The organism is Bacillus sp. LK2, assembly GCF_001043575.1.
GTDB classification, from domain to species: Bacteria; Bacillota; Bacilli; order Bacillales; family Bacillaceae_G; genus Bacillus_A; species Bacillus_A paramycoides.
Genome location: NZ_LDUK01000003.1, coordinates 25,611 through 38,573 on the forward strand (window position 1 = coordinate 25,611; position 12,963 = coordinate 38,573).

A 12,963-nucleotide genomic window follows, 5' to 3' on the forward strand; every position below is an offset into this window, starting at 1 on the left:
ATCATAAAGAAAACTGTTTTCGATGCTCACGTAAGCAATAATAATATGTAATACATAGTACAGCAATACTTAACCAAAACGTAAAATAGCCTATCTCCTCTACAAACAAATGCATAATTCCATATCTCGGCATTTGCCAAAATAAATAATCGATTGCATCATTATGTAACGTCCATATCCCAGCTACAACGAAATGCCATTTTTTTATCCGATAAAACGGAGCGTATAGCACTCCCTGCACAGCCATTGCAAAATGAGAAAGCATTAACATGTAGCCCATAATACCAATAGGACCTTTTACATAAATCATAATTCCATTTACAACAACAGCCCATATGCCATATTTTATTAAAGAAACAATCGCCAACGCCTCTATTAATCCCCAGTTTTTCTTTTTCAAAAAGGCAATTAAAACAAATACAAAAAAGAGACTTGCCATCGGGCTATCTGGTACAAACGGCCAAAATATTAGAGACGTTTCTTTTAATTGATTTCCATACCATATAAACCCGTAAATTGTGCCTAATATGTTAACAATCAATAAAAATAATAACACAGAGCGCTGTCTTAACATTGCATACACGTAAACCAATCTGTATGTCCAACACCTTTCAAGCAAAGTAATTCATTCACTAAATCCTACTCTATTATAACAAACTTCCTCTAACTAAATAGAAAAGCTGACTACAAAATTTGCAGTCAGCTTTTCTATTATTTTTTATTATACTTTGCAACGAATTCCGAAAGCTTTTTCACCTCTTCATCCGTTCCTTTAAATACACCTTTAGGCATTGCGCCTTTACCATCTTTCGCAATTTTAGCGATTTCTTCTGGTTTTAAAGTTAAGTTTTGTAGAGCTGGTGCTGCTGCACCACCTTGTAAATTGTCACCATGACATGTTAAACAAGTATTTTTTTGCATTAATTTGTAGCCGTCATCATTTTTATCAACTTGTGTTGTTTTTACAATTGCACCTTGTTTTTTAGCAGCTTCCCAGTCGTGGTGTGCTACAGATTCCCAAGTTAAAAAGATAATCGACGCAATCGCTAAAAGCATAAATCCAGTTGCTACAGGACGCTTCAATGGGCGTCTTTCTGGACCTCGATCAAGAAATGGAGCTAACAGTAATGCTCCAAACGCAATCCCTGGCATAATAAATGCTCCAATTACAGTAAATGAACCTGAAGCATAAGAATACTTTAATAACTGATACAAGAATAAGAAATACCAATCTGGAAGTGGTATATATCCTGCATCTGTTGGATCTGCCATTCTCTCAAGCGGTGACGGATGTGCCACTGTTAAACATAAATAACCGATTAAAAAAACTGCACCAACCATCCATTCTTTTAACAAGAAATTCGGCCAAAATGCTTCTGTTTTTCCTGGGTATTCAGAATAGTCTTTTGGAATATTTGGTTTCCGAGCTACTGGTACCCGAGAATCTCCTACAAACTTCATCCCTTTGCCGCGATGCATAATCTCCCTCCTTTAGTTCTTTCCCCTTTAATTTAGCAATCTCTTATAGCGGACCGGAAATACCTTGTTTGCGAATCATGATGAAGTGGAAGGCCATTAAACCTAGAAGTGCTGCTGGTAAGAAGAAGACGTGAATAGCAAAGAAGCGAGTTAATGTTTGAGCGCCAACAATTTCGGAATGACCAGCGAGTAATGTTTTAATATAAGGACCAATGAGCGGCGTTTGCTCTGCAATTTGAATCCCTACTTTCGTAGCAAATAACGCTTTCATATCCCACGGTAATAAATATCCGGTAAAGCCAAGACCTAACATAACAAAGAAAATAAGAACACCAACAATCCAGTTTAACTCACGAGGCTTTTTATACGCACCTTGGAAGAAAACTCTGAGTGTATGTAAAAACATCATTACAATTACGAGACTAGCACCCCAGTGATGCATACCACGAACAATTTGCCCGTAAGCAACTTCATTTTGTAAATAGTAAACCGATTCCCAAGCATTTTTAATATCCGGCACATAATACATCGTCAAAAACATTCCAGATAAAATTTGAATTACAGTAACGAAAAAGGTAAGTCCTCCAAAGCAATAGACGAATGCAGAAAAGTGATGTGCCGGGTTTACATGTTCAGGTACTTCATGATCAGCGATATCGCGCCATATTGGTGTAATATCTAATCGTTCATCTACCCAATCATAAATTTTATTTAGCATCTACTTTCCACCCCCTCTTGGCTTCGCTTTTCCTAAATACAGCGTTCCATCTTTCACTTTAGACTCGTACACATCAAGCGGAGCAAGGGGCGGTGTGCCTTTAATGTTAATCCCATCTTTTGTATAACGGCCCCCGTGACACGGGCAAAAGAATTGATTCGGATGTGCTTTGTCCGAATTCCAGTTAACTGTACATCCTAAATGTTTACATACTGGAGAGAACGCAACAATGTCTCCGCTTTCATCTTTATGAACCCAAGCTGATTTTGGCTCTTCAGACTTGTACCAACCATCAACCTGCTTCACCTTAAAGTCGAAACGCTTCGGCTCTGTTGTAATATCCTTTACTTGTGCAACAGCAACCATATCCGTCCCTGCTTCTTTTCTTAACACCGGATCAAGCGCAAATCGCGTCATCGGCATTAAAATACCCGCTGCCATAAAGCCTCCTACCCCTGTAAGTGTGTAATTTAAAAACTGTCTTCTTGACACACGATGTTCTTTCTCGCTCACGAAAATTTCCCCCCTCTATCAGAAATTGTCCCCTCGTGAAAAATAATATAAAAAATAAAAACTAGGACACTATCATGATATAATACCCTCATGCACAGGTCAATATCATACTACTCATAATAATAAGAACTTTCTGTTTATTATCACTTTCCCCATTTTTCTTCTAACATTACCATTATATTTTTTATATGAGCGTGAATGACTTCTCTCTTCGCTTGATCACTAAACTGTTCTAACGCCAATGAGGGAAACCAAAACAAATCCCCTTGTAACTCTTGCATATCTTCTTTCCATGAAAAATCACTTGTCACATAGGCAATATGCTTAAAACCTTGCCTTTGCAAATGGTCTGTCCATTCTTGCAAACGGTCTTTTTCATTCTTTTGGCTTTCTACTAAATACGTAAATGCGGGTAGTAAAAGCACTCTTCCTTTATATTCCCTTTCCAACTCCATACTCAAAGCCTCAATAAACTCACCTTGTTCTACAACCATTTTCATTTCTTTTGCTGCCGAAATTGACACAAGTGGTATAATCCCTGTATCTACATACTCCCTTGCTTGCTCAAACTGTTCCACATCTTTTACAATCCATTTCACTTTTCTCCCCTCCTCCACTTAAAATGACAGAACTTTCACTTTATATATATTAAACCATACTAAAAGAGGTAAAAAAAGAAAAACTACCTAATAATAGGTAGTTTTTCTTAAAAGAATCTAAAATTTGTAAAAATTGTATAATCCAAATAAATTCTATAAAGTTTTTAACTCCGCTGTTAACTTGTGAAATGCTTCCTTATCTTGCTTATCCAGTGCTTCATCAATTTGTTTCAAAAGACGCTCTCTTCTAAATGAGAATACACTTTCTTCTAAAAATCGCTCTGCAAGTAAACGATCTTTTTCATTCACTTCAATATGCTTTGGCAAATATGGATTTTCTTCTAACACAGCTACATAATTTGCATTTTGGAACGACGATTTAAAATTAAGTTGAATATAAATATCCTCATCTCGATTCAAACGAATATCATGAAACGACTTTTCTGCATCTGTTGTCATTACATTTTGTTTAAAAAAGTGAAACGGTGTATCTTTCACACAATTTGCTGACATTACTAAGCCACGTGGACAAAATTTTGCATGTTCTACGAAGTGGACTTTATGCATTAATTGATCGTGACTCATTAAATAATTCAAAATCCATACACATTCACGCTGTTTCAGTTGGTAATTATTCAAAAACCATTTGACAAAATCCTTCTTCTCGTTTACAGAAACAGGGGTATTCATAGCGCTTAAGTCCCTCCTCTGTCTTTCTCTTTTCTTTTTAGATTCAAGAAGCGGCATTCAGTTTCCTTCCAACTTATGAAAAATCCTCTAAATTATATAACAATTCTTCAATATGAATTTGTGTCGGGTCTAGTTGTATTAACTGAGTAAATACTTCTTTCGCCTCTTTTCGCATTCCTTCTTCTAACAAGAAATAACCGTACTCTTCCAAGAAATCTGGATGATTCTTAAAAGAAGTATATGCACTTTCATAGTGTTTTAATGCATCAGAATACATTTCTAATTGTTTTTTTGCAAATGCAAGATCCCAAAGTAGCTGTGTATCTGGCTCTCCGCTATCAATAGTTCGCTCTACAACTGCAATTAGCTCTTCATATTTCTCTTGTTCTTTTAAAATATACGCATATTTTAATGTCGCACCTAAATGTCCCGGATCTAGCTCAAGCGCTTTTTGAAGCACTTCTTCTGCCTCCGCTATTTTCCCTAATTTCGCTGCAATATTTGCTAATTCTACATAGAAAGGAACAGAAAGCTCATCTACTTTAATTCCTTCGTGAAGTGTTTCATAGCTTTCTTGAAGCATACCTTCTTTTTCATAGCTTTTCGCTAAATACATGTATAACGATGCGTACTCAGGGTCTACTTCTTTTAATTCTTGCCAAGCACCAATTGCTCTTTGATATTCTTCCCCTTGATATAATGTGAAGGCATATCCAAATAATGAGTGAATATCTTTTTGCTCCTCTAACCCTGCTTCATAATATGAGATTGCCTCTTCCCAGTTCCCAATAGCACTTAAAGTTTCAGCTAGACGAAGTGCAATAACAACACCACCCATTACTTTATGTTCTGCTAGTAACGACTCATAATAAGTGATTGCCTTTTGCTCTTCTCCTTTACTACTATACAATTCTGCTAACCCAAACGTAATAACAGGCTCGTCTGGCATTATTTCTTTCGCTTTTAATAGCTTATGTTCTGCTACATCATCAAAACCTTGCATTTGGAATAAATCCGCAACAAGTAATAGCGATTGAACATATAGATCATCATTTTCTGGAATATCATGAAGCACTTCAATAGCTTCATCTTCTTTATCTAAATCAATATATAACTCTGCTAAAAATAACGTAAATTCACTTTCTTCTGGATATAACAAGCGTAAATCTTCAATAATTGCTAACGCCTCATCCATAAACCCAAGTGTATGATAGTAACGAGCGATATCATACCTCTCTTCATCATTAGCAACTTGTAGTTGTTCTTTTAATAATTGTAATCCTTTTTCTGCTTCACCATTTTCAATATACGAAACAGCTTGTTCAAACTTTTGCATAAACGTCTCCTTTAACTCTAAAAAATATTCTCTTCTGTTCATTTATCATAAGCAACTAGGTGTAAGAACGCAACCTTTAGAATGAGTATGCTTCTTCATGCATTTTCTCTTATAGCGCAGCCAATTGTTCAAAAAAGTTCGGATAAGATACAGCGACCGCATCACTATTTTCTATTTTAACTTCTCCATTTACAATACAGGACGCGATTGCAAGCATCATCCCTATACGATGATCGCCGTGACTATTAACAGTATTTCCTTTTAAATCTTGCTTACCATATATAATCATACCATCTGGCGTAGCTTCAATTTTCGCACCTAATTTCCCTAGTTCATCTACAACTGTATCGATACGATTTGTTTCTTTCACTTTTAACTCTTCAGCATCTTTAATAACAGTAATTCCTTCAGCCTGCGTCGCTAATAAAGCGATTACGGGAATTTCATCAATTAATCTCGGAATAAGAGATCCGCCAATTTCTATTCCTTTTAGCTTCGATGTTTCAATCGTAATATCCCCACATGGTTCAAACTCTTCATTTCTAATATTATCGATAGAAATACGTACACCCATCTTTGTTAAAACATCTAAAATCCCTGTTCTCGTTGGATTTAATCCGACATTTTTCAATACAAGCTTACTATTTTGGACAATTGCACCAGCTACTAAGAAAAATGCTGCGGAAGAAATATCTCCTGGAACTTTTATTTCTGTCCCTTTAAGTTGTTGTCCACCTTGTAATGATACGGTCCGTTCATTAACCTCTACTGTACAACCGAATGCACGTAACATTCTTTCAGTATGATCACGAGACTGCATAGGCTCTGTTACTGTAGTTACACCTTCTCCTTGCAAACCTGCAAGTAAAACTGCTGATTTCACTTGTGCACTTGCTACCGGTGCATGATAGTGTATACCTTTCACTCTTCCGCCACGAATAGATAAAGGGGTATACTGTCCATTTTCTCTACCATCAATTTGAGCATGCATCTTGCTAAGCGGGTCTGTAACACGTTTCATAGGACGTTTTCCAATTGATTCATCACCAATTATAGTACTATGGAACGGCGTATTAGATAAAATACCAAGCATAAGACGAATAGTCGTACCTGAATTCCCTACATCTAATACTTCTTTTGGTTCTTGTAAATTTTCTAACCCTTTACCATAAATCGTGACATCGTTACCACTCTGTTCAATCTTAACACCTAGTTTTTGAAAACATGCAATTGTACTTAAACAATCTTCTCCTAATAAAAAATTAGATACTCTTGTCGTTCCTTCCGCTATTGCCCCAAACATAACAGCACGGTGTGAAATAGATTTATCTCCTGGAACAACAATTTCTCCATTCAAACTATTTTTTCGTCCTACTAGTTTCAAACTGTATCCTCCTCACATTTTAAATAACTTATATGTATAGCAGTTCTTCTTATACGTCTACCTCTATTGTAACGTTTTCTTTCTGGAACGTGCAAACAACTCCCCTTATTACAGTTCAAATAAAAAAGACTCCTGTAATAGGAGCCTTCACTATTTATTAAGAATACGTTTCCTCTTTCTTCACTTGTTCTTTTACAAGTTCCGTGAGCAATTCAATAATTTCATCATTTTCTTCTTTAAGCCCAACAGTAATACGAATACCATCATGTATACCAAATGCTTCACCAGAACGAACGATATATCCTTTTTTCATTAATCGTTCAAAAGCTTCATTACCAGGTATACCGAGTTTCAAGAAAATAAAATTCGTTTGAGATGGATAATAAAATACGTTATATTCCTTACAAAATGCATAATATTGATTTAACCCTTCGGTATTTTTCTTTACGCACTCTTGTAAAAATTGTTGATCCTCTATTGCAGCTACCGCTACCGCTTGTGCGATAGTTGATGTGTTAAACGGTAGCCTCGCTACCTCTAACTGTCCTATAAGCTTTGCATCACCAATCGCATATCCGATACGAAAAGCAGCTAAACCATACGCTTTTGAGAATGTGCGCAGCACCATAAGATTTTCATACTTTTCAAGAAGAGGCAATGTTTGCGGATAATCTTCTGCCCCCGCATATTCATAATATGCTTCATCCATAATAACGAGCACTGACTTTGGAACTGATTCTAAAAATGAAAGTAATTTTTGTTTTTCTACATATGTACCTGTCGGGTTATTCGGATTACAAATCCATACAATCTTTGTTTTCTCATCTACTTGCTGTAACATTGCATCTAAATCGTGAATGCCATCTGCAAGTGGTACTTCACGAACTTCCGCTCCTTCAATAACAGCATGGTGATGATATTGTGAGAACGTAGGATTCGCCATTACAACATTCGTTCCATTATGTAGCAAAGCACGACTAATCATTTGAATGACTTCATCTAGCCCACTACCAAATAAAAGTTGTTCCGCTTTTACACCTAAATGCTCTGCTACTTTTTCACGAAGCTCAAAAGCTGCTCCGTCTGGATAGAGAGCATATTGATTCGCTAACGAAGTTAACGCTTCTGTCACACGTGCTGAACAGCCAAATGGATTTTCATTCGATGCTAACTTCACAATTTTTGATAATCCATATTCTCTTTTTACTTCTTCAATATTTTTCCCAGGTACATATGCTCTCAAAGTTAACAATTGCTCTTTTACTCTCATTTCTATTCCCCCAGTCATTTTATTCAATCGGATTACAATGTGGTTTATAGTTCCTTACTGTAATCTTTTATCATAACCGTCATCATTACGAGAATACCTTTAAATAAGCATTTCATACCTATGCAATAATCTTTTAGGCCATATCTTTTTGAAATGCCTCTAACGCAATATGAACAGTCTCATCTGAAATAGATACGACATTCACTACCCCGTATTCCTGCATAAGCACCATATGAATTGTTCCAGCATTTGCTTTTTTATCTTGTTTCATCAATTGAACGAGACGCTCTACATTTAAATCGCTTTGCATTTTTGGATAGCCGTATTTCAAGAACCATTTCTTCATTTCTTCATAAGTAAGATCAACTTTATACACTTGCTCACTTAAAAATAAAGCAAATAACATTCCAATCGCTACTCCGTCACCGTGAGTAATATTTCCATATCCCAACTCTTTTTCAAGAGCATGTCCTAACGTATGCCCAAAATTCAAATGAGCACGTACACCTTTTTCTGTTTCGTCTTGCGCCACAATATTCGCTTTCACAGGAATCGCCTTCGTTAATATGTGAATTAACTTTTCATCACGAAGATCAGCTAGTGTCTGCACTTCTTCTTTTAACCAATGATACAACTCTACATCACCAATAAGAGCATGCTTTATCACTTCTGCATAACCTGAGCGCCACTCTTTTTCAGGAAGTGAATGTAAAAATGGTGTATGATATACAACCGCTTCTGGCTGATGAAACGCTCCTATCATATTTTTTCCTAGCGGATGATTAATTGCCACTTTCCCGCCTACTGCACTATCGTGAGCTAATAAAGTCGTCGGAACTTGTACAAAGCGAATGCCACGCATGAATGATGCAGCAACAAAGCCAGCTAAATCTCCTATCATTCCGCCTCCAAGTGCAATGATTAAAGAGTTTCGATCTAATTTGTTTTCAAGAGCAGACGTATGTGCTGCATAAAAGTTCTCAAAAGACTTCTCTTTTTCACCACTCGGAACAACGAACGAAAACACTTTTTGCTCTACTTGCAAGGCATCAACAACTGTCTCTAAATGTAATGATGCAACAGCTTCATCGGAAATAATCATTATATTAGATACAGCCGGTTTCATATTTTGAATAAGCGTTGTTATATGTGACAACGCCTCTTTTCCAACATGTACATCATATTCTTTTGACTTTGTTTGAATATGTATGTTCTCCATTAAAATCCCCTCGCATATTCATTATGTTTCTCAATATTTTCACGTATAAGATCCATACGATCTGATCCAAATTGTTCAATTAAGGCTGTCGCTAACTCCCAGGCCACAACCGCCTCTGCAACAACGCTAGCTGCTGGAACAGCACAACTATCTGAGCGCTCAATACTCGCTGTGAAAGATTCTTTCGTGTCAATATCGACACTTTGAAGAGGTTTATATAATGTCGGTATCGGTTTCATCACACCGCGCACAACAACCGGCATACCAGTTGTCATACCACCTTCTAATCCACCCGCATTGTTCGTTCTTCTTCTGTATCCTTGCACTTCATCCCAAAGAATTTCATCATGCACTTCACTTCCAGGTCTATGCGCTGCTTCAAAACCAATTCCAACTTCAACACCTTTAAAAGCATTAATACTCATAATTGCCGCTGCTAATTTCGCATCTAATTTTCTATCATAATGTACATAGCTACCTACCCCAATTGGCATTCCTTCTACAACTACTTCAACAATGCCACCGATAGAATCACCATTTGCCTTTGCATCATCAATTGCTTGCATCATCTTTTTACCTGCTTCTTCATCTAAACAACGTACAGGAGATGCCTCTGTAATACTTTGTAATTCCGCAATAGAGTTATATGTAATATTTTCTGCCTGCACACCACCAATTTCGACAACATGTCCTGCAACTTGTATTCCTAACTCTGCTAATATTTTTTTCGCCACTGCACCAGCTGCAACACGAACTGTCGTTTCACGTGCAGAGGAACGTTCCAATACATTTCTCATGTCTCTATGACCATATTTAATCGCACCATTTAAATCAGCATGTCCAGGTCTCGGCTTCGTAACTTGTCTTTTCATTTCTTTCTCTTCTTGTTCAGTTAACGGTTCTGCACCCATAACCTTTGTCCAATGGGTGAAATCACGATTTTCAACAACGAGCGCAATCGGAGAGCCCATCGACTTCCCATGCCTAACACCGCTTACGATTTGCACTTGGTCTTTTTCAATTTGCATGCGTCTACCGCGTCCGTATCCTTTTTGCCTTCTAGCTAATTCTTCATTTATATCATTCGCTACTAAAGATAACCCTGCCGGAACACCTTCTACAATTGTCGTAAGTTGTGGACCGTGGGATTCACCAGCTGTAATATATCGCATACGTTATTCCTCTTTTCGTATATGTATTTATCCCGCTACATAAAGTAGCAATTGTACCTTTCATCATTCTATAAGAAAACATTGAAATTATATAGAAAATCAACTACTTGCTTTATCCTACTTGTAATCATTCTATCATTTTCATAACGGTAAACCTTTTACTTTACATACCAATATATCATAACAGCTCTAGCTTCGTAACAAATCAAAATAAAAAAAGTGCAAGAAGAATACCCCTATTCTTCTTGCACTTTTTACTATTATCACAGTTATTAAAGCGTTTACAAATTATTTTAAAATAATTAGTAAATCCATTGATTCATTAATTTTGAGTAGTCTACTAATTCTTCTTCCTTAAAGAAAATAGCAATCTCGCGCTCTGCACTTTCTAAAGAATCAGAACCGTGGATAATGTTTTTCGCAACAGTTACACCGAAATCTCCACGAATTGTTCCAGGAGCAGCTTCATGTGGTCTTGTTTTACCCATCATATTGCGAGCTGTATCTACTACACCTTCACCTTGCCATACCATTGCGAATACAGGTCCAGATGTAATAAAGTCTACTAATTCACCAAAGAAAGGTTTTTCTTTATGCTCACCGTAGTGTTGTCCAGCAATTTCCGGAGTGACTTGCATTAATTTTGCACCAACCAATTGAAAGCCCTTTTTCTCAAAACGAGCTACAATTTCCCCAATGAAGGCACGTTGTACACCGTCTGGTTTTACCATTAGAAATGTTTTTTCCATAAAAAATCTCTCCACTTCTGAATTATGTATGTAATTGTATATCCCCACACACATATTAACACCCTTATCACAATTGTGCAATAGTTTTGAAATAGAGAGATTATTTTATTTTTTAGAAAAAACACTAAAATTTTCGTTTTCCAATATACTTTGCAACATTTTGTAATGCATACTTTGCCTGCCCACGCGGGAGTGGTTTTATTATTTCTAATGCTTTATGTAAATAACGTTCACTAAACGAAAATGCTTTATCAATAGCTTCGCTCGCTTTAATATCATCAATAATTTCTTTCATCTCAATTGATGTTGTATTTTCGTGCACAGATGTAATTTTCGCACGAAGCACCGGATCTTCCATGGCATATAAAGCAGGTAATGTAATATTCCCTTGCAATAAATCGCCACCAGCAGGCTTTCCAAGCTTCTCTTCTGTCGATACGAAATCTAAAATATCATCAATAATTTGATAAGACATACCAACAAAATATCCATACCAAAATAGACGATTTACTGTATCACGATTGGCACCAGCAGCAATCGCTCCCAACTGACAACTTGCGGCAATTAACAATGCTGTTTTTCGTTTTATCCTTCTTAAATATGTTCTTAAATTTTGATCATAGTTATATTTATCTTTAATTTGTTCAATTTCGCCTTTACAAACTTCTAAAATTGTATGAGACAGCGCCTGATGTGCCTCTGGAATTTCTATGTTCGTTATACATTCAAGAGACTTCGCAAACAAGTAGTCTCCTGTATACATTGCAATACGATCTCCCCATTTCGCATTCACTGTTGCACTACCGCGTCGTAAAAACGCGGCATCAATAACATCATCGTGAACAAGAGAAGCCATATGAATAAGTTCTAATGCAACTGCCACATGCTTAATTGCATCTAGCTTATAATCACCAAATTTTCCAGCCAGCAAAACAAAAACAGGGCGAATTCGCTTCCCACCAGCTTCGATAAGCTGTAATGCAGCTTCTTCTACTAACGGTTGCTCGGATGCAACCGTCTTCTTCAATTCTTTTTCTATTACATTAATATCCGATCGTAAAAAAGAGTACATAAGTTGTAACTTCATATTGTTCACCTTAACCTAAAACGTCTTTTTTCTATTTTGATTCTGGTTTAAAACCTAAATGCATAGCTGCTACACCAAAAGTAAATGGTTTCACTTGCACATGTTCCAGCCCAGCTTTTTCAAACATATTCGCTAGCTCTTTCATTCCTGGGAAAGTACTAGCAGATTCCTGAAGCCATGAATATTCTTTATAACTTTTTGCAAACATCTTTCCAAATAACGGCATGATATATTTAAAGTATAAGATATACCCTTGACGAAAACCTATCATTGTTGGTTGAGATGTTTCTAAACAAATTACTTTTCCACCAGGCTTTACTACACGCGTCATTTCTTTCAATACTTGCATGTAATCCGGAACATTACGTAAACCAAAGCCAATCGTTACATAATCAAACGTATTATCTTCAAAAGGAAGCTCCATTGCATTTCCATGCATAAGTTCTACTTGCTTTAACTCTAAAGCTTCTACTTTTTGTTTACCGACAGCTAGCATATTTTCGCTAAAGTCTAAACCGTAAACCTTTCCATTTTCTCCTACAGCTCCCGCTAGCGCAATTGTCCAATCTGCCGTCCCGCAGCACACATCGAGTGCTTTACTCCCAGGTTTTACATCCATAATTCGCATTGTCTCTTTGCGCCATGCCTTATGCCTTTGAAAACTAATTACAGAATTCATAACATCGTATTTATCAGAAATTTTTTCAAATACGTCATGTACTCTTTCTTCTTTTGATTGTTGCATGC

The 12,963-nt window shown here is 36.7% G+C and carries 14 protein-coding genes; all 14 read right to left on the bottom strand.

Annotation, left to right across the window (positions count from 1 at the left end; genetic code table 11):
• Position 1: 1 nt before the first annotated feature.
• The 14 genes from VK90_RS03185 to menG all read right to left on the bottom strand — a co-directional run bounded on the left by VK90_RS03185 (position 2) and on the right by menG (position 12,961).
• Positions 2-592 carry a DUF1405 domain-containing protein gene (locus VK90_RS03185; RefSeq protein WP_025147223.1) on the bottom strand — a complete coding sequence of 197 codons (591 nt, stop codon included), beginning with the start codon at positions 590-592 and terminating at the stop codon, positions 2-4.
• A 119-nt stretch (positions 593-711) separates the two neighbouring features.
• Positions 712-1,479, bottom strand: coding sequence for a menaquinol-cytochrome c reductase cytochrome b/c subunit (gene qcrC, locus VK90_RS03190; protein ID WP_002171170.1), 768 nt, complete (start codon positions 1,477-1,479; stop codon positions 712-714).
• 43 nt (positions 1,480-1,522) lie between these two features.
• On the bottom strand, positions 1,523-2,197 hold the full coding sequence (gene qcrB, locus VK90_RS03195) for a menaquinol-cytochrome c reductase cytochrome b subunit (protein ID WP_000932700.1): 675 nt from the start codon (positions 2,195-2,197) through the stop codon (positions 1,523-1,525).
• On the bottom strand, positions 2,198-2,710 hold the full coding sequence (gene qcrA / locus VK90_RS03200) for a menaquinol-cytochrome c reductase iron-sulfur subunit (RefSeq protein ID WP_002171169.1): 513 nt from the start codon (positions 2,708-2,710) through the stop codon (positions 2,198-2,200).
• A 143-nt stretch (positions 2,711-2,853) separates the two neighbouring features.
• Positions 2,854-3,309, bottom strand: a complete 456-nt coding sequence (locus VK90_RS03205) for a YpiF family protein (protein WP_002171168.1) — start codon at positions 3,307-3,309, stop codon at positions 2,854-2,856.
• Positions 3,310-3,462: 153 nt separating this feature from the next.
• Entirely contained in the window at positions 3,463-3,999 is a 537-nt protein-coding gene (locus tag VK90_RS03210) for a ReoY family proteolytic degradation factor (RefSeq protein ID WP_025147225.1), read from the bottom strand.
• A gap of 73 nt (positions 4,000-4,072) precedes the next feature.
• Positions 4,073-5,335 (bottom strand): tetratricopeptide repeat protein, encoded by a 1,263-nt coding sequence (locus VK90_RS03215; RefSeq protein WP_048370421.1) that lies wholly within the window; start codon positions 5,333-5,335, stop codon positions 4,073-4,075.
• Between the two features lie 109 nt (positions 5,336-5,444).
• Entirely contained in the window at positions 5,445-6,719 is a 1,275-nt protein-coding gene (aroA, locus tag VK90_RS03220; protein WP_048370422.1) for a 3-phosphoshikimate 1-carboxyvinyltransferase, read from the bottom strand.
• 157 nt (positions 6,720-6,876) lie between these two features.
• Positions 6,877-7,989: a histidinol-phosphate transaminase gene (gene hisC / locus VK90_RS03225; protein WP_048370425.1), complete on the bottom strand. Its 1,113-nt coding sequence runs from the start codon at positions 7,987-7,989 to the stop codon at positions 6,877-6,879.
• A 133-nt stretch (positions 7,990-8,122) separates the two neighbouring features.
• Entirely contained in the window at positions 8,123-9,208 is a 1,086-nt protein-coding gene (aroB, locus tag VK90_RS03230) for a 3-dehydroquinate synthase (RefSeq protein WP_048370427.1), read from the bottom strand.
• Positions 9,208-10,380, bottom strand: coding sequence for a chorismate synthase (gene aroC / locus VK90_RS03235; RefSeq protein WP_002171162.1), 1,173 nt, complete (start codon positions 10,378-10,380; stop codon positions 9,208-9,210). Before aroC ends, aroB begins: the two co-directional genes overlap by 1 nt.
• Positions 10,381-10,682: 302 nt before the next feature.
• Entirely contained in the window at positions 10,683-11,129 is a 447-nt protein-coding gene (gene ndk / locus VK90_RS03240; protein ID WP_025147231.1) for a nucleoside-diphosphate kinase, read from the bottom strand.
• Positions 11,130-11,253: 124 nt separating this feature from the next.
• A complete protein-coding gene (gene hepT / locus VK90_RS03245) occupies positions 11,254-12,216 on the bottom strand; it encodes a heptaprenyl diphosphate synthase component II (protein WP_025147232.1) in 963 nt (320 codons plus the stop codon).
• A gap of 31 nt (positions 12,217-12,247) precedes the next feature.
• On the bottom strand, positions 12,248-12,961 hold the full coding sequence (gene menG / locus VK90_RS03250) for a 2-heptaprenyl-1,4-naphthoquinone methyltransferase (RefSeq protein WP_025147233.1): 714 nt from the start codon (positions 12,959-12,961) through the stop codon (positions 12,248-12,250).
• Positions 12,962-12,963 lie beyond the last annotated feature (2 nt).